Below are 23,960 nucleotides of genomic sequence, written 5' to 3'. Positions count from 1 at the left end.
GTGGTTCAGCTGTCTTGCCAACGCCGTCGGATCAGCCGCGGCAACCGGCGCAGGAAACCTGCCAGCAAGCGCAGGTGCATCCAGATCAGGAGCCGATTGTCCCGCCCGTAGCGGAAGTGCGAGACCCCGTCGGACTCGGCATCGAAGTAGCGCACGGGCGCGTCCATGTTCACCAGTGGCAGTCCTCGCCAGGCCAGGCGCACCGCGGCCTCGGGGTCGAAATCGAAGCGTCGCATCCAGCGGGTTTCCGACATCACCGCGACCAGATCGTCGATCGGGTAGACCCGCATGCCGAACAGCGAGTCGCCAATGCCCGCCCAGAGCGTTTCCAGGTTTGCCCAGAAATTCGAGACCTTGCGCCCCTGTACGCGCAATGCCGGGGCGTCGGCCGAGAACACCGGCCGACCCAGGATCAGGGCCTCGGTTTGATCGCCGGCGGCGCCGATGAACGCGTCGATACGGTCGGCCGGGTGTTGCCCGTCGGCATCCAGGGTGAGTGCATGGGTGAAGCCCTGGGCACGCGCGCCCTGTAGTCCAGTCAGCACCGCGGCCCCCTTGCCGCGGTTCGTCTCGTGGCGCAGCACCGTCACCTGCGGGAAGCGCTGCGCCAAGTCCGCCAGGCGCCGACGGGTCGACTCGTCGCTGCCGTCATCCACGATCCAGACGGGCAAGCCGCTGCGGGAGGCCGCCTCGACCGTGGTGTCGATGCGTGCTCCGGGGTTGTAGCAGGGGATCAGGATCAGGGGGGCGAAGTCTGGGGTCGAACTCATGCCACCTCCAGTGCCTGTCGATAAGCGGCGTGCCATGCCTCGGCCTCGGCGCGCGGTTCGGCATGCATCGACGGGCGGTTGGCAAGTGGTGCCACGCTCAGTCGCACAGGCACGCGGGGCGGGCTCCACAGGGGGTCGTCCTTGCCCAGCAGCGGCGAGTCGTAGCGGAACAGGAAGGCATGGATGGGTGCCTCGGCACGTTTGGCCAGCATGAAGGCGGCCGGGTGAAAGGCATCCACGCTGCCTCCACTGGCTCGACGCGTGCGCGAACTCTCCGGGAACAGCAGCACGTGGCACCCGGCGCGAATCGCCGCACGCCCACCCAGCATCATCTCGACCGGGTTGTCGTTCGGCAGGTAGCCCGCCAGGCGCGCCGGCAGGGCAAGCAGCGGGTTCTTCAACAGCCCGGCGCGCATGACACAGACGACGTTGGGGGCGTGGGCGAGTACCACCAGGGCGTCGAGCAGGGACGGGTGGTTGGCAATCACCACCCCCGGCTTGCTCTGCCGCAACGGCTCGAGTGCGGCGGTGTGGAAGCGACAGCCGCCGATCAGGGTCAGCCAGCCGCGGTAGAGCCGCATGGCCTGATGGATGACCTGTCGGGTCATTCGCGCACGCCGGTCGCCGCGAACCAGCAGCAGGAGCACGGCCAGCGGCAGCCACCCGATCAGCAGGACGCCCAGACCCCCGAAGCCGAGGATCAGGACGGGGACGCCCCAGAGGCGCCGCCAGCCGGTTTTCACGAAACGATTACGGTTCACAGGGGAATCCACGGCGCGCATTCGACGCCATCGCCGCGATGCGGCTGGCGCAGGGTGGCCTCGATCTCGACCAGCAGGTCCGCGCGGCAGATGTCTGCCCGCAGGAACTGGATCTGGCTGCAACCGTTCAACCCGGTCTCCAATCGTTCCCGGGCCGGCTCGAGGTCGTCGGGGTGACGCAGGTAAACGCGAATCAGCGCATTGGCATCGAAGTCGAACTCGGGGAAGCCGACGGGCCGTTCGGCGTTGGCCACCCGCCGCACGGCCTCCAGGTTGGCCAGGGTTTCGTCGAGCTGGGCGTGGATGTCGCCGACATGACGGGTCGCATGCCCGGTGATCGACGCGGTCCCGGAGATGAACAGCCAGTCATGGACGGGGCCGCGGGCGAGGGCGGCGCGAGCGAAGATCGGGCTCTTGGCACCGTAGGTCGGCGGGTAGTGATAGGCGCTGACCTGACGCGGGTTCTCGATCGGCGTGGCGGGGATGCTCGCGGCGAGGAAGATCAGGCGGCCGGACCCGGCCTCGTCGCAACCCAGCGCGCAGGCCGCCGGGGCGCTATCGGCAACGTCCCGGCCGGTGGCGGAAAACGCCGCGGCCCGGCCCTGATTGAACAACCGGTAGCGCTCCACGCCGGTCTCCGGGTCGTCCGCGTTGATCGCCGGCAGGTATTGCCACACCCGCCACAGGTGCGGGGTATCGGACTCCTCGAGCCGGTCGAACAGCCGTCGGTAGGCCCGTTCGGTGCCGTCCGCGAGGCCCGGCTGCTCGTCGATCTCGATTACCCCAAAGGAAAAGCCCGGGCTCGTCGCGAGGCAGTACCCGACCCCCGTTGTCGTCTCGACGCCCTGGTCGAGCGAAAAGCCTTCGGCAATGTCACCCGATGGGCCCGCAAGGCATTGCAGCGGCAGTTCGCCCACACAACCCGTAATCGCCGTCAGCGGCCGATCCGGTAGGGTGAGCGCTCCGAGCGGCGAGGGCGCCGCTCCGGGATCGGTTACCGGGCTTGAGGTCGGGGCATTCATCGGTGGATCAGGAGTCCTGGCTGACCGGCTGGACCTTGCGCCGATGGGCCCACCAGTCGCGCAGTGAGTGGCGCAGTCGAGCCAGCGAGGTGATGTAGTAGATGCCCTTGAGGGTGGCGATCGAGCGCCAGATGGGCGTGCCGCGATAGATATCGGCGGCCAGCAGCGAGATCAGGGCTTCCTTTACGCGGAAGAAGTTGCGGGGCGCCATGAACAGGTCGCGCATAACCGGTTTGGTGATCCGGTAGATGAACCAGGAGAACTCCTTCGGTCCGTGGCGCACCTGGCGGTCGTAGGCCTTCAGGGCCTGTTTCGCCCGGGCCGGCTCGCGCAGGACGGTATCGATGGCATCGGCGCCGAACACGCCGCTCTGCATCGCGAGCATCACGCCGCTGGAGAACACCGGGTCGATGAACATGAAGGCATCGCCGACCAGGATGAAGCGATCGCCGTGGGTGCGGTCGGCCGAGTAGGAGAAGTTGCCGGTGGCCTGCACGTCACGCACCAGTGAGGCGTCGGCCAGGCGACGCTTGAGTTCCGGCACGGTGTCGATGTTGTCGAACAGGAACTGCTCGAGCGACCGACCCTGGCGGGATTTCATGTGGTACGGCCAGGTGACCATGCCCACGCTGGTGACCCCGTTTTTCAACGGGATGAACCAGAACCAGCCGTGGTCGAACCAGAACAGGGTGATGTTGCCCTCGGTCTTGCCCGGGTTGCGCTTGGCGTCGCGAAAATGGCCGAACACCGCCGCGCTGTTGTGCTTGCGGTTGCGGCGCTTCCAGCCGTGGCGGTTGGCCAGGAAGGTATCGCGGCCGGTCGCATCGGCGACGAAGGCGGTGCGCCAGGTTTTCCGGTTGCCGGCTTCGTCGCGGGTAGTGACGGTGGCGTGATAGTCGCGTCCCTGGTCGTCCGTCCGCGCCGGGTCGTGAAAGTCGATGTCGACCACCGTGGTGCCCTCGGCCGTGCGCACGCCGTGGCGCGAGGCGTTGCGGAACAGGATGCGGTCGAATTCCGCGCGCTCGACCTCGTAGGCCTTGGGCATCGACTTGTCCCAGGCCTCGCCGAAATTGTAATGCTGGGTGTGATCGTGCGCCGGCGAGACGAACTCGGCCCCCCACTTGTCGATGCCGATCTCGGCGATCTCGTCGGCCACCCCCAGGGTCTCGAATAGTTCGAGGTTCGCCGGCAGCAGTGATTCGCCGATATGAAACCGCGGATGGTGTTCCTTTTCGACCATCACCACGTCGTGGCCCTTGCGCGCGAGCAGGGTGGAGAGGGTCGAGCCGCCCGGGCCCCCGCCGACCACGAAGGTGTCGCAGTAGCCGGCGTCGACGGCTGCCCGCTCGTGGTTGGGGTTCTGGTCCGTGGCGGTTACGTCCTGTTCGTGCATGCGGTCGGCCTTGGTGGCGGTGATCGGTGTGTCGGCCAGTCGATGGCCCGATGGCCGGTCCTAGCGGGGCGTTATGATCGGAGTCCGGGCAGGTCGCGTCAACTTCGATGGGGTGGCGAACGATTGGTGCGTCGTTGGCCGGCCGAACCCGTCCCTGCCCGGCGTCCCGGAGACGTCGCGGAAAGGCGCGTTCGCTTGAATGCGCGGGTCGGGGCGTGCGATAGTCGCGCGCACTCAGGGGAAACTCTGCACGATTCGATGTCATCTCTGGCTCGCGGGTTTGCCCGCAATCAAGGCGCCGGACCGAAGGCGGGCCCGGGGCGATCACTCGGGCCCGTCGAGGGACGGCAACGCCGAGTGCGGGCAAACCCGCAAGCCCCTTCGGGCGGGCCTCCAAGGACCCATCGGCGGCGTTGCCGCCCTTTGTATAGGGGACGAAGCCCTTCACGGCGGACTGCGCCTCGTACCTGGGCCCTGGGAGGTCCCGCAGAGACGTCATCGAATCGTGCAGAGTTTCCTTACGCACACGCCGGGGGACGAAATCAGGGTGGCATCGGTCGATCGAGGACGAGACGCGAGCGCGACGCCGCGGGCGTGGTGGCGGGAACTGGGGCGACGGATGGCCTGTTGCTGGCTCTTAAAGGGGCTTGGGACGACCCTGATGATGATCCTGTTCTTCATGGCCTACTTCCACCTGCTGGCCGCGCCGGTGACCGAGCCCCTGGTCATGCCGCAAACGTGGGTCGACCGGCAGGTGCTGTTCGAGCCGGCCTTTTTCTACCTGTATGCCTCGCTGTGGGTCTACGTCTCGCTGGTGCCGGCCCTGATGCCCGACCGGGCCACCCTGGTGCGCTACGGGATCGCGATCGGCGCGCTCTGCCTGGCAGGACTCGCGGTGTTCCTCGCCTTTCCCACCAGCATCGAGCGGGATCCGACCCTGTGGGCCGGTGAGCCGGCCTTCGCCTGGCTGGCCGCGGTCGACAGCAGCGGTAACGCCTTTCCCTCGCTGCACGTCGCCACCGCCCTGTTCAGCGCCTTCTGGATGGATCGCCTGATTCGTTCCATCGGCATGCCGAACTGGTGGCGCGTCGTCTCGGCGCTGTGGGCGCTGGGCATCGTCTATTCCACGTTGGCGATCGCCCAGCACGTGTTCCTGGACGTCGTCGGCGGCGTCATCCTGGCACTCGCCTTCGTCTGGTTGTCGGCCAACCGGCTCTCGGCGGCGGGTATGACCATGGCGCGCGACGAGTCGTCCCGTGACCGGCTCGGCGTTTCCCCTCAATCCTCGCCCGAGGTCGATCGATGAGCATGCACGAGGCCAACGGGCCGCTGCCGCCACTCGCCCTCTCGGCCCTGACGGTCACCACGGCCGCCGGGCCGGGCAAGGGCGCATTGCTCGACGCCTTGCGCGCGCGTCGCGGCGCGCTGGCGCCCTGCGATTTCCTCGACGTGGACCTGCCCACGTGGATCGGGCGGGTCGCGGGGCTTGAATCGGTTTCCCTGCCCAGTGCCCTGGCCGATTACGATTGCCGCAACAACCGGCTGGCCGAGCTCGCCCTACAGCAGGACGGCTTTGGCGAGGCGGTAGCCGAGGCCGTTCGACGCTACGGCGCCCATCGCATCGGCGTGGTGCTCGGTACCAGCACCTCCGGCATCCTGCACACGGAGCTAGCCTTCCACGAGCGCGACCCGGCGACCGGGGCGTTGCCGAGCCCGCTCCATTACGCCACCACGCACGAGCTGTCCTCCGCGCCGCGCTACCTGCGCAAGCGCCTGGGGCTCGCCGGGCCGATCTACGCGGTGTCCACCGCCTGTTCGTCGAGCGGCAAGGTCTTCGCCAGCGCGCAACGACTGATTGCCGCCGGCGTCTGCGATGCGGTGGTGGTTGGCGGCGTGGACAGCCTCTGCCTGACCACCCTGTACGGGTTCGCCTCGCTGGAACTGACCTCGACCGGGCCCTGTCGCCCCGGCGACGTGGAACGCGACGGCATCTCCATTGGCGAGGCCGCCGGCTTTGCACTGGTCGAGCCCGCACCGGCGGCCACCAACCGCGGTGAGTCATCGCTTTGCCTGTTCGGTGTCGGCGAAAGCGTTGATGCCCACCACATGTCCTCGCCGCACCCCGAGGGGAAGGGGGCGGAGCTCGCGATGCGCCGGGCCCTGGACGCCGCCGGCAGAAGGTCCGATACGGTGGATTACGTCAATCTGCACGGGACGGCCAGTCGCGTGAACGACGCCGCCGAGGATCGGGCGCTCGAGGCCGTCTTCGGACCCGGGCAGGCCTGCTCCTCGACCAAGGGCTGGACCGGTCACACGCTGGGTGCGGCCGGCATTACCGGGTTGGTCACGGGGGTGTTGGCGATCGAGCACGGCTTCCTGCCGGGTACCCTCAACACCGAGCGCCGCGACCCGGCCTTCAGCGCCGACTACCTGCTGGCCAACCGCGACATGGCACCGCGGTGCGTGATGAGCAACTCGTTCGGCTTCGGTGGCAACAATTGCAGCCTGCTGTTCGGCAGAGCGGAGGAGGCGGCATGAACCTCTCGATTCGAGGCATCGGCTTTGTGGGCGCCGCGCTCGCCGACTGGACCGAGGCGGCCGCGGCGCTCAGGGACGGTGACGCACCCGGGCACATGCCGCTCGCCGAGCTCGGGCGGGCGCTGAAGGCCGACCGCCTGCCGCGCACGGAGCGTCGCCGCGCCGGCAAGAGCACGCGCCTGGCCATGACGGCCTGCTGGGAGGCGGTGGAGTCCGCGGGCCTGGATCCGGCCACCCTGCCCATGGTGTTCGCCTCGTCGACCGGGGATACCGAGGTGCTGACCCAGAGTTGCGCCTCGCTGGCCGAGCCCGAGCGCATGATCTCGCCGATCCGCTTTCACAACTCGGTGCACAACGCGGCCTCGGGCTACTGGTCGATCGCGGTGGGCGCACGCGAGCCGGCCACGGCGATCGCCGCGCACCACGAAACCGCCGCCGTGGGTCTGCTCGAGGCCGCCATGCAGGCCACGCTGGGGAACCAACCGGTGCTGCTCGCCGTCTATGACCTGCCGTTCCCCGAGCCGATGTGCCGGGCCGAACCGATCGCCGAGCCGATGGCCGTCGGGCTGGTTATTGCCCCGGCGCAAGCCGGTGACGTCCACCGAGTGACGCTCGGCATGGCCGAGGGAAACGGTCCGGTCGAGGGCGTCCTGGGTCACCCGGACTGGGAGCGCATGCGCCGCGGCGTGCCGGCCGGGCGCCTGCTGCCGTTGCTGGATGCCATCGCCCGGGGCGAGTCGCGGCAACTGCATCTGGTCATGGACGGAACCGAGGGGCTCGAGGTCAACTATCAAGTGAATAACGCGACCCAACATCATGATCGATAAGGAAACTAAGTCCGCGCGACTCGCGCTGGTCACCGGGGCAAGTGGGGCGATCGGTGCGGCGATCGCCCGGCGGCTCGCCGCCGACGGATTCGATCTGTTGCTGCACGCCAACCGGAATCCCGAGCGGGTCGAGGCCCTGGCCGAACAATTGCGCGGACGGGGTGGTGAAGCGTCCGCGATCACCTTCGACGTGACCGACCCCGAGGCGGTGGAAAACGCCCTGGCGCCGATCCTGGCCGAGCGGCCGGTGCAGGTGCTGGTCAACAACGCCGGCATGCACGATGACGGTCCGCTGGCGGGCATGTCGGCGGCACGCTGGCGGGCGGTGGTGGATGTGTCGCTCAACGGCTTCCACCATGTGACCCAGCCGGTCCTGCTGCCCATGATTCGTACCCGCTGGGGCCGGGTGATCAACATCGCCTCGGTCAGTGGCCTGATCGGCAACCGCGGCCAGAGCAATTACGCCGCGGCCAAGGCCGGCCTGATCGGGGCGACCCGGGCCCTGTCGCGCGAGGTGGCCTCGCGCGGCGTGCTGGTCAACGCCGTCGCCCCTGGATTGATCGAGACGCCCATGAGCGACGGCTCGGCGGCGAGCGAGGCCGTGAAGGATCACATCCCGATGCGGCGGGCCGGTCGTCCCGAGGAAGTGGCCGAGGTGGTCGGGTTCCTGGCCGGCGAGGGGGCGTCGTACGTTAGCGGCCAGGTGATCGCCGTCGACGGCGGCATGACCTGAGCGAGCCATGAGCTGCCGACAACTCAGGTCACCCGTTGGGCCATGTGTCTGGCGACGAGTCGGGTCATGAGCCGCGATCGCGCGACGGATGTCCGCCCACCCGTCATGCTCAGCTTCGACGACGGCCCCCGCTCGGGCTCGACCGAGGTGGTGCTGGATGTGTTGGCCCGTCGTGGCGCGAGTCTGGGCCACCCGGATGATCCGCTGCGCGCCGCGTTCTTCACCCTGGCGCGCAATCCCAACCGCTGGCTCGCCAGGCGCCTGTTATTCGCCCCCTACGAGTGGTGGACCGACAAGGGCGGTCTGGAGGACCACCCCGTGGTCGCCCGGCGGATCGTGGCCGACGGCCACTGGCTGGGCAACCATGGCGCCGAGCACTTCTGGCCCCGCTGGCCCTGGTTCCGGCGCGAACGGCGGGTGCTTGCCCAATTGACGGAATGGCAGCGGGTGGCCGATGCGGTGGTGCCGGGGTGGCGCGTCCAGCCGGTACGCCTGGCCCGGGCGCCGTACCTGATTCGAACACCCGCCTGGCGGGCGGCCTGCAAACGGGCCGGTCTGGTGGACGTGGGCGGGGTGACCAGCGGCGATGCCGATCCACGCGCCGGCTGCGACGAGGTGGCCCACACGCTGCTCGCGCGCCTGGAACGGCAGCATGCTGGGGGTGGGACCGCGAGCCGACCGGTGCTGCTGATCTTCCACGACATCCGTGATCTCACCGCGGACTGCCTGGATCGCTGGCTGGATGCGATCGTCGCGGCGGGATATCCCCTGGTGGACTTCGACCCCGACCGACTTTGAGCGCTGTTTCCCGCTGCGCGGGGGCGGGCTCAGTCGCCGCTCAGCAGGACCGAGAGACCGCCTTCGAGTGCCACCGTCTCCCGGTGCCTTATTGAGAACCGGTAGCGCGCCATCTCGCCGACCTGTGCCTCGCAGGTCACCTCGATCCGCAGGGGATCGGGGAGATTATCGAGCCGCCGCACGCGCGGGTTGAGATCGCTGGCCCGCGTGATCATGCCCTCGCGGGCCTGGTGACGGTCCCGATCGCCGTCCCCGACCACCTCTGCGCTCGCCTCGTCCGGCTGGCCTGTCGCCGTCAATGCCAGGTGCAGGGCCATCGCCTGGCCCGCCATTTCCACACCCGCGAACACGCCCAGTCGTTCATTTAGGCGCAACGGGTTGTCAGGGCGCTGGTGGGCGCGGGTCTCGCAGCTGATCGTGTTCTCCCCGCAGGACAACACGCGCTCGAGCTGGCATACCGCGCCTTGGTGCGGCAGGCGCTCGCCGATCGCGTGGGCGTCGAGGTGCGTGAAATCGGATGACGTCGGCATGGCTCAGGAATCCGGGGTCGTTGCGTTCGGGGTGTCGGCAAAGATCGCGGCGAGCAGCCAGGCGGCAAGCGCCCCCGGCGCCACGGTCGCACCGATCGCCTGCAGCACGGGGACGTGCGAGAACGCCAGCACGCCGAAGGCGCAGACGGTGGTCGCGGTCGCCAGGGTCAGGGAGGCCAGTGTGCGGGCATCGCGTTGCGCATCAATGCCCGTGTCGTCGTTGGGCCGGGGCTGGAAGAACAGCGCGTAATTCGAACCGATGGCCGCGACCAGCAGCAGCCCGACCAGGTGCAGCAGGGTCAGTTGTCCGCCGAGCAGAGCGTGACCGGCAAGCACCAACACGATCGCCAGCGTGATCGGCAGCAGGGTGCGCAACGTGTGTCGAGGATTGGCCTGGACCCACAGCAACAGCAGGACGATCGCGGCCGCGCCCAGTAGAGAGACCAGCAGGGTGGTGTGGAGGTAGCGGCCGTAGAGCCGGTTGGATTCGGCGAGCATGTCGATCAGCACGGCGGACTCGACCGGGGACAGCGCCTCGCGCAGCGCGCCGGTCTCGAGTGGTGTGCTGCTGTCCGCCGTGCGCAAGGTAATCATGGCCACCGACGGGTCGGTCCCGCTGGCCTCCGGCAATTGACCGGAGGCGGCCAGCCACAAGGGGGTGCCTTCGAGCGCCGTCAGGTCGATCAGGTCCGTCTCGCGTTGGCGCACCACGTCATCCACGAATCCCCCGAGGCGGTCGGTCGATACCGGCAGGTCGGCCAGCGCGGTATCCAGTCGACGCTCGAGTTCCTCGCGGGTGGGCAGGGCCCCCTGCCGGGCCTGCTGGGTGGCCTGCGAGGGGAGGATCGAGGTGGGCGAACGATACCCGGCCAGACGGCCCGCCTCGATTTCCTTGTCGAGGATCGCGGTGACGCGCTCGGCGGCGCGCAAGGCCGCCTCCCGATCCTCACCCCGGACCACCACGAGGTGGCGCGGGCTCGGCGAGCCCAGCTCGTCGCGCAGGCGGGCATCGGTCGCCTCCAGGCGCGGATCGATCGGGGCGAGCCCGGAGAGCGTGTCGCGCCAGAGCCCATCGTGCTGCCAGACGAGCACGATCACGGCGAGCCCACCCAGCAGGGCGGCCGGGACCCGTAGGCGGCGCAGGGAAGCGACGGGGCGGGCGAGCCGTCGTCCCAGGCCAGCGATGTCCGCCCGGGGCAGTTTCGGCCCCAGGATCGGCAGCACGAACCGCGTGACCAGTGCGGCGGTCAGCAGGCCGGTCATCGCGTAGAGCCCGATCTGCATCAAGCCCGGGAATCCCGAGAAGAGCAGGGCGGCGAACCCGATCAGCGAGGTGAGCAGGCCGAGGCGCACGGTGGGCCAGTAGGTCGTCAGCCAGTCGCGGCTGGTCGAGCCCGGCTGCGTCGTGTCCCGCTCCCCCTGCCGCGACTGGACGAAATAGTAGATGCTGTAGTCGATTGCCTCGCCCATCAGGGCGGTGCCAAACCCGATGGTGATGCCGTGGACCTCGTCGAATCCCAGGCCGACCACGGCGATCCCCACGGCCACCCCGCTGCCCACGGGCAGCAAGCCGGCGAGCAAGACGGGCACCGAGCGATAGGCGAGCAGCAGGACCAGGGTGACCAGCACGACGCTGATGGTCGTGAACAGGGTCACCTCGGCCTTGATGCGGTCGCGTGCCTCGATCGCGAACATGGGCGAGCCGGCAATCACCAGGCGCAGGGATGGGGCGATGTCATCGCGCATCGAGTGGAATGCCGCCTCGATACGATTCACGGCCCGGGCGAGCCCGTCGGTATCCGACCCGGAGGCGCTGGCCTGCGCGACCAGCAGCATGGTCGACCGTTCGGCGCCCGCCCACACCCCGCAGCAGCGGTCTGGTCCGGTGCCGGTTGATTGCCCGTCGATCAGCGCCAGCATTTCCCCGGTGGGGTCGCGCGGAAACAGCTCGCGGGTGACATCGCCGAGCGGGGAATTCAGATCGGCGATCGACTGGCCGATGGCCTGCCGCAGCCCGTCGACCGAGAAGCGCGCGTCGGTGACCTTGGGGCTGAGCAGGTAGCGATGCTCGAACAGGAAGCGCCGCGCTCGCTCGCGGTCGCCCGCATCGCCGTTCTGCACGCTCGTGAAGGCCGGGTCGCCGGCGAGCGCCGCGTGCAGCCCACGGCTCGCCTCGGCCCGTTGTTCGGCCGTGCCGCCCTCGATGCCGATCAGGAAGGTGCGCGAGATGCCGCCCTGTTGGAGCTGGTCGACCAGCAGCCGTTGCTCCGGACTGGGGGAGGCGGGCAGGAAGGCGGACATGTCCGCGGTAAAGCGCGTCTGTGTGATCGAATAGACCGCCAGCAACAGCACCGAAAGCCACAGGCCGATGACGAGCGTGGGTCTGAGGAAGCGCGTCACGGCGAGGTGGGCTCCCGATCGGGCGCATCCCCCGCCGGGACGCCCAGGCGCATCACGCTACGGTCACCGTTGGCAAATTCCAGCGTCATTCGCTCGACCTCGGCCCGTTGGTCGCGGAACTGGCCGATCACCTCGATTCGGCGAATGCGGTCGGCCAGTTCCTCGGTCAACGGCAGCAGGTTCAACTGCCAGCCATCCCCGGCACGTTCGCGCAGCACCAGTTCGTAGTCGTCGCGCAATGCCTCGACCTGACCGTTGAGGATGCCGCGCAGGCTGGCCGCGAGGGCCGCCCCTTGCGGCGAGTCGTCAAGCGAAACGACCCGCTCGCGCCCGGCCGCCGAATAGGTCATTTCCTCGCCATCTAGGATGAGCGTGCGTGGTTCCGGGGCGAGTTGCTCCTGGACCAGGCGGTCGGGCGGCTCGAAGGCCAGTCGGCCGCTGGATTCCAGTGGCTCGTCGAGGATGCTGAGATAGCGCGTCTGCTCGTAGGTGGTGCTGTCCGCACCCCGGGCGGCAAGGGCCGCGGCGAGCGTCTCCAGCTCGATTGCCAGCGTCGGCAAGGGCAGGCACAGCAGGCCGGGAAGCAGCAGGGCCGGGGCAAGCAGCCGCCGCGCGATCGACGGAATCGGGGTCATGGTCGCTCCTGCGATGGGGGCGTGGTGGCGGTTTCTCGCTCATCCCGCGGTTGTTCCTGCTCAGGCTCGGCGCCCCAGAAATCGTAGAAGTTGAACCAGTTGCCCGGGTAGGCCCGGACCAGGGTTTCCAGGCGGTCGACGTAGCGGTCCATGGCCTCATCGACCGCGCGGGAACGATTGCGTCGCGGGAGATCGCGGAAATCGGCCAGTGGCTCGAAGTGGATCCGGTAGCGGTTGCCGCCCAGGTAGATGCCGGCCATGAGCAACAGTCGCTGGCGGAGGATCGCGGCCATGCGGAAGGGGCCGACCGCAAAGCGGGCCGGTTGACCGAGGAACGGACGGGTGCCCATCGGGTCACCCTCGAGACTGCGATCGGCGAGCATGCCGACCAGGTGTCCCTGTTCCAGGCGGGTGCCGGCCTCGAGCATGGAGTCGATGCGGCCCAACGGGATGATGTCCTGACTCCGCTCGGGGTTGAGCGCCTCGAGTACCTGCTGGATCTTCCGGGCGTTTTCCGGGTACATCATCATGCTGATCGGCAGGTCGCGTTCGAACCGTCCCATGGCCCGCAGGACGTCGAAGCTGCCAAAGTGCGCCCCGACCAGAATGGCGGGGTCGGGCGGATCGAAGCACTCGGCCCCGACCACCTCGACCTCGAACGCCTCGAAGCGATCACTCAGGAAGAACAGCCGGTCGTGGATGGTGCTGGCGAAATCGTGGAAATGCCGGTAGACCTCGCCCCATCGGGCCGGTCGGCCATGCACCCGGCCGAGGAAATCGCGACTGGCCCGGCGTGCGGCCGGTACGAACAGCAGGAAATACAGGCTGATCGGCGCGAGCAACAGCCGGCTCACCCGCCTGCCGGCTTTCAGCGAGACAAACGCCATCAGGCGGAGCAAGGCCGGATGGCCACGCTCCCGACGTGTCCACCAATGGGCCGCCGCGGTGTGCTCCCGACTCACGAGGTCACCTCCGGATCGTTGCCTTGCCGTGCTTCCAGCAACAGGTCGAGCACCACGTGGCGCTCCCCAGACGCGGGCGTGGCGACGACCTGCAGCCGGGTCCGGCCGCGGCGTGCGGGTTGTGTTTCGAGATGCAGCGGGATGCCCGGGCGCGCGGGGGCGGGAAAACGGGCCTGGCGCACGGCCATGGTGGCGGCCGGCACGCCGTCCGCGCCGTCAGTCGGACCGGCCGCCATGTTCGTGAGGCGATCGATGTACGCCGACATGGCCCAGTCGATCAGCATGGCGCCGGGCAACAGCGGGTTGTCCGGGAAGTGCCCGCGGAACACGGGCATCTCCGGCGACGGCGTCCACTCGGCCAGCGGTTGCGGTGAGTCGATCATCAACTCGCGTCCCGACGGGAAAACTCGGCGGCGTTACCGTCGGTCAGGATGGCCTCCAGGGCATCGCGCGTGATCTTGCCGGTGGCGTTGACCGGCATCTGTTCGACCAGCACGAGCGGGCGAGGGAGAAAGACCGGGTCGAGGTGTTCCCGCAACGCCTGACGGATTACCCCCGAGGTCAGACCGGGGGCGCGCACGATCGCGGCGAGCCGTTCGGGTCGCCGGCCGTCGCAGTCGGTTGCTTGCGGTCGGAAGAAGAGGCCGTCCTCCACCCCCTCGATGGCGCGCAGCGTGGTATTGAGGTGCTCGATCGAGCTGCGCTTGCCGGCGATGTTGACCTGGTTGGCCAGCCGGCCGGCCAGGCGAAAGCGCCCGGCATCCACCGGCTCGATGCAGTCGGCCAGCGGGACGGGGCGTTCGATGTGACCACCGGAGGCGATCACCTCGCCGCCCGGACGTCGCTCGAGACGGATGCCGTCCATCAGCCGCCAATGGGGCTGGCGGGTCGGACGGCGAACGGCGACCTGGCCGGTCTCGGTCGACCCGTAGATCTCCTTGAGCGCGCAACCGAGCGCCTGTTCCGCCTGCTCGGCCAGCGCGGCATCCAGCGGGGCGGTGGCACACAGGACCTGCTCGCAGCTGGTTCGGTCGCCATCCGAGGCCAGCAGGTGGTGCAGGTGATAGGGGGTGGTGACCAGCATGCGCGGCGAGGGCAGCTTGCCCAGGGCGGTGGCGATGTCGTCGGGGAAGAACGGCTGGTCGACGCTCAGGGTCGCCCCGCCGCAGAGCGCGGCCAGGATCAGTGACTCGAAGCCGTACATGTGCTGCGACGGGACGGTCCCGAGCAGGTGCAGTCCGTGGACCGCGTCGCTGTCCGAGTGGCTGTCGTCCGCGTCGTCGACAGCAAGGGCGCGGGCGGCCGCGCCGGCGTTCTCGACCAGTCGACCCCAGTGCTTGTCGTGGCCTTTGGGCTTGCCGGTCGTCCCCGACGTGAACACGCGGGCGATCCGTTGGTCGCCGGGGATCCGCGGCATCGCCTCGGCCGGCATGCGTGCCGGGCGCAGCGGCGGGATGGTCAGCTGCTGCCCCTCGAGACCGAACGATGAGTCCAGTGGTTCGTCGCCGTCGTGCAGGATCACCGTGCCGGGGTGGTCGACCAGCAGGTCCTCGATGGCTCCGCGACTGCGCGTGGAGGGCATGAGGCTGACCTGCGCGCCGAGGATGCCGGCGACCAGGCCGACGAGAAACCGGTCGCGGCGCGCGGCGAGGTTGATCAGGTGCTCGACCGGGCCGGGCAGCGCCTGCAGTGCCGCCTGGAGGTCCCGGGCGCTTGCCAGCACGTCGGCAACCGTCCAGCGTTGGTCGCCGTCGATCAGCAACACGCGCGTCGGGTCGCCGTCCGGGACCAACGGGATGTCACGGGTTGGGGCGTGAGGGCGGCGATCGGTCATGGACGGGCCCGTTGTTCCGCGGCCTGACGCAGGTGGCGCCGGTAGGCAATCACCGCGCTCCAGGGGCTGGACAGGTCCTCGCGGGGCAGCACGCGCAGCCGAACGAGATACTCCAGCACGAACATCAGGGTGACCAGCGGGAAGGTGGCGTAGATCGCGTAGTCGGCCCAGACCGCCGGCCCGGCGATGATCATCAGTCCGGCGGAAACCACACCGTTGGCGATGAAAAACAGCCCCCAGGCCCAAGTGATCTGCCGCGTGTAGCGGTTCAGGGCCGGCGACATGTGGGCGTGCACCTGGGCGGCAAAGCGCGTGCAGGCCGCCACGTGGCCCGGGCGCAGGCTGGCGAGAAAGAACCAGGCCAACGCGGCGTGGACGGCCAGGTGCTGCACCAGGTAGAGCAGGTAGATGTGTTGTTTCAGGAGCGCCGCGACGCCCAGGACCAGGAGCGTGATGATGCCGAGTTGCGTGAGGGCAACGAAAGGGGCGGCCAGCGGTGACCGGCGCGAGGCGAGCACGACGAGGAGGATGACGCCCAGCGGGGCGATGACGAGCGTCGCCTGGGCAAGGGACACCTGGTCCTGCCCGGCGAACAGCTGCGCGAACACCAGGTTGAATACCAGCATCGCGCCGATCAGCCAGCCACGCAGGCGGGCGGCGGCCGACGGGCCGGTTACTTGCTGCGATTCTCGGCGATGAAGCGGCATAGATTGCGCAGTGAGGCGAAGATCTGCTCGTTGCGCTCGTCGTCGGAGCGCAGGTTCAGGCCGTAGCGTCTCGAGACCACCAGGGCGATTTCCAGCACGTCGATGGAATCGAGCCCCAGCCCGTCACCGAACAACGGCTCGTCCGGATCGATTTCCTCGGGCGTCTCGTCGAGGTTCAGGGCCTCGACCAGCTCGGCGGCCACTTCCGGGATCAGCGCGTCGACGGCGTTGTCGTGATTGTCTGTCATCGAGTCTTGGGTCATCGAGTCTGGGCTCATCGGGCTATCGGTCATCGTTCGAGTCGGTTGATCGGTCATAAGATCCGCGGGGCTCAGTCCTCGGCGCGGGTGAAGGCGAGCACGGCGTTACTCCCACCGAACGCAAACGAGTTCGACAGCGCCGCGCGGATCTCCGGGGCGGAACGGGCCGCGTCGCGCACCAGGTCGACCCCGTCGCAGGCGGGATCGAGTTGGTCGAGGTGCGCGGTGGGCGGCAGTTTACCCTGTTGTAGCGTCAGGACGGTCAGTGCCGCCTCGATCGCGCCGGTCGCGCCCATCGCGTGCCCATGCACCGCCTTGGTGGCGCTGACGGGCAGGCGCTTCGCGCGCTGGTCGCCGAACGATTCGCGAATGGCGCGCACTTCGATCGCGTCGCCCTCGGTCGTGGCGGTGCCGTGGGCGTTGATGTAGCCGATCGCGTCGGGATCGAGCCCGGCATCGTCCAGGGCGGCATGGATGGCGCGGACCTGGCCGCGGTGATCGGGGCGCACCACGTGGTTGGCATCGTTGGAGGCGCCGTAACCGGCCAGTTCCGCGAGGATCGTCGCGCCACGCCGCTCGGCGTGTTCCCTGGATTCGAGCACGAAGGCGGCCGCTCCTTCGGCGAGCACCAGCCCGCGGCGATCCGGGTGAAACGGGCGGCAGGCCCGGTGGGCGGATTCGTCGTCTCCCGGGGCAAGCATGTGCATCGCATCCCAGGCCCGCAATACACCGATGCCGAGTGGCAGGTCCGAGCCACCGGCAACCATCAGGTCCATCTCGCCGTCACGGATGCGCTGGTAGGCCTCGCCGATGGCGATGGCCGCCGACGCGCAGGCCACGCTATGGGTCACGGATACGCCCCCGAGCCGGAAGCGGATGCCGATCTGTGAGGCGGCGGCGTTGTTCATGCCCATGACCACCGACATCGGCGAGAGCCGTTTGCGGCCTTCCTTCCAGAAGGCGCGATAGCCGTTCTCGAAGGTGTTGATGCCGCCCAGGGCGGTACCCCAGTGGACGCCGGCGCGCGGATCGGGTGACTCGTCTGGCGACGGTAGCTGCGCGTGTTGCCAGGCCTCGTCGGCGGCCAAAATGGCCAGGCGCGCGAAGGGGTCGGTGCTGCGGCAGGTGGCCTTGCCGAGGCGTGCCTCGAAATCGATCGGGTCGAAGAAGACGGCCGGGGTGCAACCGCCGATCGTCTCGTCGCCGTAGGGGTACAGGCGCACGCTGGACTGGCCGGCGAGGGCGCGCTCGAAGACCGCCTCGGTGGTCCCGCCGAGAGGATCGAGAATGGATAGACCGGTGACGACGACCCGTTGCTGGCCGGTGGGGTCAGCCATTGGTCGGCAGGTGAGGCTCGAGGATGTCGATCAGGTCCTGGATCGTTTCGGGGGTGCCGACGTCGTTGCCGAGTTCGATTTCCATCTGTTCCTCGAGCGAGAAGATCAGCTCGAGTAGGGTGAAGGAATCGACGCCGAGCTCGTCGAGCCGGCTTTCGGGGGTGATGGTGGCCGGATCGACGTCCGTGTTCTCGGCGATGCCGGTGCGGATGATTTCCAGTGCCTGCATGCAATCCTTCCTGAATAAATGCCTCACGCCGTTGCCGCCTGATTCGACCCATTCCCTGGCCCGAGATTCCCGACGGTGACGGCGTCGACTTGGCTCGAAAACAAAAAAGACACCCGGAGGTGTCTCGTTCGTCCGATAATCTGGTGGCGGAGGGTCAGGGATTCGAACCCTGGAAGGGCTATTAACCCTTGCCGGTTTTCAAGACCGGTGCATTCAACCGCTCTGCCAACCCTCCGAAGCCCGCGCATCTTCCGCGATCCGGCCGGATGGTGTCAAGTCGGCCATCCGCTGTTGTGAATATGCAACAGAACGTGTGGTGTGTTCGCAAAAATGCAGCCGGCGGTCGGGAACCGGCCCCGGTGGCGCCGGTCACAGCGCAGCAACCCGGCACGGTTGAACGGCCGGGTGCTGTGATATCGTTTTTTCCGTTTCGTGATGATGATTCCAATTCAAGGAGATCGAATTATGCGTTGGTCCTATCTTGCTTCCGTCGGCGCGCTGGCCGTGGTCCTGTCCGCGTGTAGCTCCACCCCGGGCCCGGCGCCGAAGACGGTGCCGGCAGCGGTGATGCCGCTTCGGCCGATGGCGCACAAAGCACCGGCATGAGCGGTGCGGGCGGCATGAGCGAATCCGAGCTGTACCAGGGTCAGCCGGTCGAGCGCGAGCGCATCGTCTACTTCGGTTTCGACGAGTACTCGGTAGCCGGCCAGTACCAGGGCATGCTGCAAGCCAATGCCGACTTCCTCAAGGAAAACGGCAACCGTGAAGTGGTCATCGAAGGCCACACCGACGAGCGCGGCAGCCGCGAGTACAACATCGCGCTGGGCGAGAAGCGCGCCAACGCCGTACGCGACGTGCTGCTTTCCTACGGTGTTTCCTCGAGCCAGATCGATACCGTGAGCTACGGCGAAGAGAGCCCGGCCGTCGACGGCACCGGCGAATCCGCCTGGGCCAAGAACCGTCGCGCGGTAATCGAGTACGGTCAGTAAGCCCTTGGAGTAACGCCCTTAAGGATGGCGAGTCGGTTCCGTCCGGCTCGAAACAAGAAAGCCAGGCATATGCCTGGCTTTCTTTCGTTCGGCTCAGCCCTGCAGCGGGGTGCCGCGGTGTCCGTCGCGTACGCTCGGGTAGGGGCGCGCCGGCGGCGGGATCAGCACGGTGTTGAAATGCTCGGCGCGGGGATTGGTCTGCGGGAAATCCTTGCTGTAGTGCAGGCCGCGGCTCTCGTGGCGCGTGAGCGCCGAGCGGACGATCAGATCGGCCACCTCCACCAGGTTGCGCAGCTCGATCAGGTTGTTGCTGACCCGGAAATGCGCGTAGTAGTCGTGGATCTCGCGACGCAGGAGATTGATCCGATCGCGGGCGCGGTACAGGCGCTTGGTGGTGCGCACGATGCCGACGTAGCTCCACATGCTGCGGCGCAGCTCGTCCCAGTTGTGCGTGACCACCACGGCCTCGTCCGGGTCGGTGACCTGGCTTTCGTCCCAGGCGGGGATGGGCGGGTGGGCGCGCTGCCCGGACTCGGGATCGCTCGCGATCCGTTCGGCCGCGGCCTGGGCGAAAACGAGGCACTCGAGCAGGGAGTTGCTGGCGAGCCGGTTCGCGCCGTGCAGGCCCGTATGAGCGGTTTCGCCGATCGCGTAGAGGTTGTCGATGTCAGTCTGGCCGTGTTCGTCGACCATGACGCCGCCGCAGGTGTAGTGGGCAGCAGGCACCACGGGCAGGGGCTCGCGGGTCATGTCGTAGCCGAACTCGAGGCAGCGGGCGTGGATCATCGGGAAGTGGGTCTCGATGAAGTCCCGACCCTTGAAACTGATGTCGAGGTAGACGCAGTCGATGCCCAGGCGCTTGATCTCGGCGTCGATGGCACGGGCGACGATGTCACGGGGCGCAAGCTCGGCATCCGGGTGGTGGTCGGGCATGAATCGGCTGCCATCCGGGCGCAGCAGCACACCGCCTTCGCCGCGCACCGCCTCGCTGATCAGGAATGACTTGGCGCGCGGCTCGTACAGGCAGGTGGGGTGGAACTGGATGAATTCCATGTTCGACACGCGGCAGCCGGCCCGCCAGCCCATGGCGATGCCGTCGCCGGTGGCGCCGTCGGGATTGGTGGTGAACAGGTAGGCCTTGGCCGCGCCGCCCGTGGCCAGGGCCGTGTGGCGTGCCCTGACGGTGATCACGCGGTCGTTGTCGATGTCCAGCACGTAGGCGCCGAGGCAGGCATCCCGGGTCTCGCCCAGCCGGCGCGCGGTGATCAGGTCGACCGCGTTGTGATGCTCGAGCACGGTGACGTTTTGCCTGGCGCGCACCGCGTCGACCAGCGTCTCCATCAGCGAGCGCCCGGTGTGATCGGCGGCGTGCGCGACCCGGCGCTGACTGTGGCCGCCTTCCCGTGTCAGGTGCAGGCGTTCCGGGTCGTTCCGGTCATGGGTGAACGGCATGTCGAGCGATTCGAGCCACTCGATCTGTTCGGGGCCGGCCTGGACCACGCGTTCGACCACCTCGCGCTCGGGCAGCCCGGCGCCGGCCTTGATCGTGTCCTCGACGTGCTGCTCAATGTCCGTGTCGCCACCGAGGGCCGCGGCGATACCGCCCTGGGCCCAGGGGGTGCTGCCGCCAACCAGTTCGCCCTTGCTGATCACCAGCACGCTCAGGTGGCTCGGCAGGCGCAGGGCCATGGCGAGGCCAGCGGCGCCCGAACCGATGATCAGGACGTCGCTGTGCAGGGTGGTGTGGTCGCTCAGTTCGCTCATGTGGCTTTCGGATTCCTCCTTTCGCCGCCCCGGACAGATGCGGGTGGCGGCATATGCCTGTCACGCGGGTTTTCGATACAATGTCGTTCGGCGAGTATACGTGCTCGAGCCCTTCGGGAAGGGCGGCGCGGGACAAGCATGGCGTAAACGGCCATCTTGAACGGGGCCATCTTGCCCCGGTTTCGATCGACGACGGGGTCGGTCTCGCCGGCAACCCGACATTCGACTTCCCTCCATTTGATTTGCACGCAGGCAGGACCGGATACGGAAATGAGCGCCGAGGAGAACGACAAGGCCCTGGTGGCCCGCGCCCGCAAGGGTGACCGGCGAGCCTTCGATCTCCTGGTCCTGAAATACCAACACCGCGTGCAGCGCCTGATCGCGCGTTACATTCGAGATCCCGAGCAAGTCTTTGATCTTGCTCAGGAAACCTTTATCAAGGCCTACCGGGCGCTCGAACGGTTCCGCGGCGACAGCGCCTTCTACACCTGGATCTACCGCATCGCGGTCAACACGGCGAAGAACCAGCTTGCCTCGGACGCGCGCGGCGGCTACATGGTGTCGTTGAACTCCGGCGGCTCCGATGAGTCAGACGAACCAATGATCGAGCCCGAGGCGCTGCGCGACGGTGGAACGCCGGATGCGCTGGCGGCGACCGAGGAACTCAAGGCAGCCATTGACCAGGCGATCTCCGATCTGCCCGAGGATCTGCGCACGGCCTTGACGTTGCGGGAGATGGAAGGGCTGAGTTACGACGAGATCGCGTCGGTAATGGACTGCCCGATCGGAACGGTACGGTCGAGGATTTTCCGCGCCCGTGAAGCAATCGAGCAATCGATCGAGTCGCTCAAGGGCGGTTAAATGGTAGGTGGCAACGGTATGAAGCAACGGCACGCAAACGAATCGACGACCCTCCGGGACACCGTTTCCCAATGGTGGGACGACGAATGGCGGGCGGACGATTCGGAGCTCGACACGCTCCTGTCCGACGTGGAAGGCGTTCGATCGCGCACCCGCAGTTACGAACTGATCGGTAGCCGTCTGCGTGGCGAGTCCTTGGAAACACGCGACCTGCTCGACTCGATCAACGCCCGCCTCGACGAGATCCCCGAGAACGAGCGACCCGGCGGCGGCAAGGTGGTCTCTCTGGACTCGGCGCGGTCGTGGCGTCACCGTCGTATCTGGCAGGGCGCGATCGCCGCCTCCCTGTTCGCCGCGGTCACGGCGGTCGGGCTGACCCTCTCGACCGGCGATCGCGCCGGCATCGAGCCGATGCAGGCCGAGGGGCCGACCGAAAACGATCGAGCCGTCATGGCGTCGCTCAACGCGCAGGAACTGCCGAAGGATGTCTCGCCGGCCGCGGTCGCGAGCAACCCGCAGCAGAGTCGCGTCGTCCAGGCCTCGACGGCGCCGGCCAATGCCTCCAAACTGCCTGACTGGGCGACGGGGCGAAGCAACTCCGGCCCGGATCCGTACGTGGTGACGCATTACCGCATGGCGTCGCCCGAGTTCGGTACCACCGGCCCCGAGGCGCGTGCAGCGACCTTTGATCAAAAGTAAGCGAGGCGTGATGCGAGCATTGCGGTTGCCTTTCCCACAGCGTTTTTCGATGGCCACCTTCGTTTTGGCGGGGGTGGCCTTCTGTTGTTCTCCGGCTCGGGCCGAGCCGCTGCTCAAGGCGCTGCCGGCCGAGCCCGAGGCGCCCACTAGCCTGGAAACCCCAGAGGCGTCCGGGGGGCAGGCCGGTACGGAGACCCTGCGCGACCGCGTGCGGGCCATGGTCGATGCGATGGCCAGCCGCACCTACGGGGGGCGGTTCATTCACATTCGGGGCGACCAGATCGACCTGATGCGCGTGGTGCACCGGCAGGTCGACGGGGAACGCGTCGAGTTGCTGGTTTCCGAGAACGGCGAGGTGCGCGAGATTCGTCGGCTCGGTGACCGTTGCGCCTGCCTGTGGCCGGAGCGTCGCCAGGTCATGCTCGGCGACTACCCGAACATCAACAGTCGACTCTCCGGTGAGCGTTTCGAGGCCATCGACGACCTCGAGGACGATTATCGCCTGATCGATCTGGGCGGCAGCCGGGTGGCCGGCGTGAACTGCAACCTGATGGCCGTGGTGCCACGCGATGACTATCGCTACGGCTACAAGCTCTGCATCGGCGAGCAGGAGCCGCTGCTGCTGCGCATGAGCATCTACGACGAGGGCGGTCGGCCCATCGAGCACAACCAGTTCACCCAGGTCGAGCCGCTCGATTCGGTGGAACTGACCTTCCAGGATGAACTGCTGGCCGGGCTTGAGTCCGACTTCGAGCAGATCGAGCTGGGCGGCGAACCGGTCGAGCAGGCGCCGATCCGCCAAAACGGCTGGGTGGTCGATCCGCTGCCCGCCGGCTTCGAGATCCGCTCGCGCAGCTGGCGACGAAACCCGGTGACCGGGCAGTACTTCGAGCACATGGTGGTCACCGACGGTCTGGCCACCGCGTCGGTGTTTGTCGAAAAGCGCGACGGGGATGCCGCGCGCCAGGTGACACGTACCGATCAGGGCATGACCATGGCCGCACGCAGCGTCGACAACGTGCGCATCACCGCCATCGGCGACGTGCCCTCGGCAACCGTCGAGGCCCTGGTCGAAAACACGGTGCGCGCGTCCCTCCCCGGTGACGAGGCAGGCGAGGGCCCCTCGGGCGAGTGATGGAAAACCATCCCGCCGCGATCGATCAGCCGATGCTCGAATCCGCTCGTGTGGTGGCCGTGGAGCCCGGTGGTGTCTGGTTGGAGTCCGAGGGGCAGAGTGGCTGCGCCAATTGTCGTGATGGTCGCGGTTGTGGTGTCAGCGTCTTCCAGCGGTTGTTTCGCCTGCCGCGTCACCAGCTCTACCTGCCCACCGAGGAGACGCTCGCGGTCGGTGATCACGTGGTGATCGCGCTCTCCCAGCGCGCCGTGCTGATCGCCTCCCTGTGGCTGTACCTCGCGCCGTTGCTCGGCCTGTTGCTCGGTGCACTGCTGGCCGAGGCGGCATTCGGTCGCGAATGGCTGACGGCACTGGGTGCGGTCGGCGGGCTGGCCAGCAGTCTGTGGCTTGTCCGAGCCCGCCAGCAACGACAGGCCCGTTCGGGTGCCTTCTTTCCCGTCCTCCACGAGATCACCTTCCGCCAGGCCCCATCCTCGGCGGATCAGCGCCCCTAGTGGATCGGCTTTAGCCGTTTGATCTAACAGATTGATTTTTATCCGTAACGATTCGAAGTAAGCTAGGGGAAACTCTGCACGAATCGATGACGTCTCTGCGGGACCTCCAAGGGCCCAGATGCAAGGCGCAGTCCGCCGTGAAGGGCCGTCGCCCTTTACAAGGGCTGGACCGGATCGGCACGACGCCGATCCGGCCGGCGCGAGCCGGCCCGAAGGGCGGGGTTCACGGACGAACCCCGCGACGCCGCAGATGGGCCCTTGGAGGCCCGCCCGGACGGGGCT

At 68.0% G+C, this 23,960-nt stretch carries 25 protein-coding genes and 1 tRNA gene; 10 read left to right on the top strand and 16 right to left on the bottom strand.

The window, feature by feature from the left end; genetic code table 11:
- Positions 1 to 5 precede the first annotated feature (5 nt).
- From FAZ79_RS05385 to FAZ79_RS05370, 4 genes are all read right to left on the bottom strand, one after another.
- Positions 6 to 770 (bottom strand): glycosyltransferase family 2 protein, encoded by a 765-nt coding sequence (locus FAZ79_RS05385; RefSeq protein ID WP_169303599.1) that lies wholly within the window; start codon positions 768 to 770, stop codon positions 6 to 8.
- Entirely contained in the window at positions 767 to 1,531 is a 765-nt protein-coding gene (locus tag FAZ79_RS05380) for a lysophospholipid acyltransferase family protein (protein WP_169303598.1), read from the bottom strand. Before FAZ79_RS05380 ends, FAZ79_RS05385 begins: the two co-directional genes overlap by 4 nt.
- Complete coding sequence (locus FAZ79_RS05375) at positions 1,528 to 2,448, bottom strand: hypothetical protein (protein WP_136866951.1); 921 nt, start codon at positions 2,446 to 2,448, stop codon at positions 1,528 to 1,530. The genes FAZ79_RS05380 and FAZ79_RS05375 overlap by 4 nt, the downstream gene beginning before the upstream one ends.
- A gap of 112 nt (positions 2,449 to 2,560) precedes the next feature.
- Positions 2,561 to 3,946: an NAD(P)/FAD-dependent oxidoreductase gene (locus FAZ79_RS05370; protein WP_136866950.1), complete on the bottom strand. Its 1,386-nt coding sequence runs from the start codon at positions 3,944 to 3,946 to the stop codon at positions 2,561 to 2,563.
- 661 nt (positions 3,947 to 4,607) lie between these two features.
- Here FAZ79_RS05370 and FAZ79_RS11470 point away from each other — a divergent pair.
- The 5 genes from FAZ79_RS11470 to FAZ79_RS05345 all read left to right on the top strand — a co-directional run bounded on the left by FAZ79_RS11470 (position 4,608) and on the right by FAZ79_RS05345 (position 8,842).
- Positions 4,608 to 5,252, top strand: coding sequence for a phosphatase PAP2 family protein (locus FAZ79_RS11470; RefSeq protein WP_169303597.1), 645 nt, complete (start codon positions 4,608 to 4,610; stop codon positions 5,250 to 5,252).
- A gap of 23 nt (positions 5,253 to 5,275) precedes the next feature.
- Positions 5,276 to 6,484, top strand: coding sequence for a beta-ketoacyl-[acyl-carrier-protein] synthase family protein (locus FAZ79_RS05360; RefSeq protein ID WP_136866993.1), 1,209 nt, complete (start codon positions 5,276 to 5,278; stop codon positions 6,482 to 6,484).
- A complete protein-coding gene (locus tag FAZ79_RS05355; RefSeq protein ID WP_136866948.1) occupies positions 6,481 to 7,311 on the top strand; it encodes a beta-ketoacyl synthase chain length factor in 831 nt (276 codons plus the stop codon). Before FAZ79_RS05360 ends, FAZ79_RS05355 begins: the two co-directional genes overlap by 4 nt.
- On the top strand, positions 7,301 to 8,044 hold the full coding sequence (gene fabG / locus FAZ79_RS05350) for a 3-oxoacyl-ACP reductase FabG (protein ID WP_136866947.1): 744 nt from the start codon (positions 7,301 to 7,303) through the stop codon (positions 8,042 to 8,044). Before FAZ79_RS05355 ends, fabG begins: the two co-directional genes overlap by 11 nt.
- 66 nt (positions 8,045 to 8,110) lie before the next feature.
- Positions 8,111 to 8,842: a polysaccharide deacetylase family protein gene (locus FAZ79_RS05345; RefSeq protein ID WP_169303596.1), complete on the top strand. Its 732-nt coding sequence runs from the start codon at positions 8,111 to 8,113 to the stop codon at positions 8,840 to 8,842.
- A gap of 29 nt (positions 8,843 to 8,871) precedes the next feature.
- Here the strand turns inward: FAZ79_RS05345 and FAZ79_RS05340 are convergent, their stop codons facing one another.
- The 11 genes from FAZ79_RS05340 to FAZ79_RS05290 all read right to left on the bottom strand — a co-directional run bounded on the left by FAZ79_RS05340 (position 8,872) and on the right by FAZ79_RS05290 (position 17,971).
- Positions 8,872 to 9,372 (bottom strand): hypothetical protein, encoded by a 501-nt coding sequence (locus tag FAZ79_RS05340; RefSeq protein ID WP_136866945.1) that lies wholly within the window; start codon positions 9,370 to 9,372, stop codon positions 8,872 to 8,874.
- 3 nt (positions 9,373 to 9,375) lie between these two features.
- Positions 9,376 to 11,772, bottom strand: coding sequence for an MMPL family transporter (locus tag FAZ79_RS05335; protein ID WP_136866944.1), 2,397 nt, complete (start codon positions 11,770 to 11,772; stop codon positions 9,376 to 9,378).
- Positions 11,769 to 12,407: an outer membrane lipoprotein carrier protein LolA gene (locus FAZ79_RS05330; protein WP_136866943.1), complete on the bottom strand. Its 639-nt coding sequence runs from the start codon at positions 12,405 to 12,407 to the stop codon at positions 11,769 to 11,771. The genes FAZ79_RS05335 and FAZ79_RS05330 overlap by 4 nt, the downstream gene beginning before the upstream one ends.
- Positions 12,404 to 13,369 (bottom strand): acyl-CoA synthetase, encoded by a 966-nt coding sequence (locus FAZ79_RS05325; RefSeq protein WP_211238799.1) that lies wholly within the window; start codon positions 13,367 to 13,369, stop codon positions 12,404 to 12,406. The genes FAZ79_RS05330 and FAZ79_RS05325 overlap by 4 nt, the downstream gene beginning before the upstream one ends.
- Positions 13,366 to 13,752, bottom strand: a complete 387-nt coding sequence (locus FAZ79_RS05320) for a hypothetical protein (protein WP_136866942.1) — start codon at positions 13,750 to 13,752, stop codon at positions 13,366 to 13,368. The genes FAZ79_RS05325 and FAZ79_RS05320 overlap by 4 nt, the downstream gene beginning before the upstream one ends.
- Complete coding sequence (locus tag FAZ79_RS05315) at positions 13,752 to 15,203, bottom strand: AMP-binding protein (RefSeq protein WP_136866941.1); 1,452 nt, start codon at positions 15,201 to 15,203, stop codon at positions 13,752 to 13,754. The genes FAZ79_RS05320 and FAZ79_RS05315 overlap by 1 nt, the downstream gene beginning before the upstream one ends.
- A complete protein-coding gene (locus FAZ79_RS05310) occupies positions 15,200 to 15,910 on the bottom strand; it encodes a hypothetical protein (protein ID WP_136866940.1) in 711 nt (236 codons plus the stop codon). Before FAZ79_RS05310 ends, FAZ79_RS05315 begins: the two co-directional genes overlap by 4 nt.
- Positions 15,877 to 16,125: a phosphopantetheine-binding protein gene (locus FAZ79_RS05305; protein WP_269321154.1), complete on the bottom strand. Its 249-nt coding sequence runs from the start codon at positions 16,123 to 16,125 to the stop codon at positions 15,877 to 15,879. Before FAZ79_RS05305 ends, FAZ79_RS05310 begins: the two co-directional genes overlap by 34 nt.
- A gap of 116 nt (positions 16,126 to 16,241) precedes the next feature.
- Positions 16,242 to 17,507 (bottom strand): beta-ketoacyl-[acyl-carrier-protein] synthase family protein, encoded by a 1,266-nt coding sequence (locus tag FAZ79_RS05300; RefSeq protein WP_136866938.1) that lies wholly within the window; start codon positions 17,505 to 17,507, stop codon positions 16,242 to 16,244.
- The gene (locus tag FAZ79_RS05295; RefSeq protein WP_136866937.1) at positions 17,500 to 17,736 is read right to left on the bottom strand and encodes a phosphopantetheine-binding protein; all 237 of its coding nucleotides are present in this window, start codon (positions 17,734 to 17,736) and stop codon (positions 17,500 to 17,502) included. Before FAZ79_RS05295 ends, FAZ79_RS05300 begins: the two co-directional genes overlap by 8 nt.
- Positions 17,737 to 17,880: 144 nt before the next feature.
- Positions 17,881 to 17,971: transfer RNA gene (locus tag FAZ79_RS05290), tRNA-Ser, on the bottom strand.
- 385 nt (positions 17,972 to 18,356) lie between these two features.
- Here FAZ79_RS05290 and pal point away from each other — a divergent pair.
- Positions 18,357 to 18,725 (top strand): peptidoglycan-associated lipoprotein Pal, encoded by a 369-nt coding sequence (pal, locus tag FAZ79_RS05285; protein WP_211238798.1) that lies wholly within the window; start codon positions 18,357 to 18,359, stop codon positions 18,723 to 18,725.
- 93 nt (positions 18,726 to 18,818) lie between these two features.
- Here the strand turns inward: pal and nadB are convergent, their stop codons facing one another.
- A complete protein-coding gene (nadB, locus tag FAZ79_RS05280) occupies positions 18,819 to 20,489 on the bottom strand; it encodes an L-aspartate oxidase (protein ID WP_136866936.1) in 1,671 nt (556 codons plus the stop codon).
- A gap of 270 nt (positions 20,490 to 20,759) precedes the next feature.
- On the opposite strand from nadB, the gene rpoE reads away from it, so the two are divergent.
- From rpoE to FAZ79_RS05260, 4 genes are read left to right on the top strand one after another with little or no spacing between them, the layout of a single operon-like run.
- A complete protein-coding gene (rpoE, locus tag FAZ79_RS05275; protein WP_136866935.1) occupies positions 20,760 to 21,350 on the top strand; it encodes an RNA polymerase sigma factor RpoE in 591 nt (196 codons plus the stop codon).
- An 18-nt stretch (positions 21,351 to 21,368) separates the two neighbouring features.
- On the top strand, positions 21,369 to 22,049 hold the full coding sequence (locus tag FAZ79_RS05270) for a hypothetical protein (RefSeq protein WP_136866934.1): 681 nt from the start codon (positions 21,369 to 21,371) through the stop codon (positions 22,047 to 22,049).
- Positions 22,050 to 22,098: 49 nt separating this feature from the next.
- On the top strand, positions 22,099 to 23,184 hold the full coding sequence (locus FAZ79_RS05265) for a MucB/RseB C-terminal domain-containing protein (protein ID WP_169303595.1): 1,086 nt from the start codon (positions 22,099 to 22,101) through the stop codon (positions 23,182 to 23,184).
- Positions 23,184 to 23,678 (top strand): SoxR reducing system RseC family protein, encoded by a 495-nt coding sequence (locus FAZ79_RS05260; protein WP_136866932.1) that lies wholly within the window; start codon positions 23,184 to 23,186, stop codon positions 23,676 to 23,678. The genes FAZ79_RS05265 and FAZ79_RS05260 overlap by 1 nt, the downstream gene beginning before the upstream one ends.
- The last annotated feature ends 282 nt before the right edge of the window (positions 23,679 to 23,960 follow it).

It is taken from the genome of Guyparkeria sp. SB14A, assembly GCF_005096345.1.
Classification (GTDB): domain Bacteria; phylum Pseudomonadota; class Gammaproteobacteria; order Halothiobacillales; family Halothiobacillaceae; genus Guyparkeria; species Guyparkeria hydrothermalis.
The sequence above is the reverse complement of the archived record's forward strand: the minus strand, read 5'-3'. Positions and strand labels throughout refer to the sequence as shown.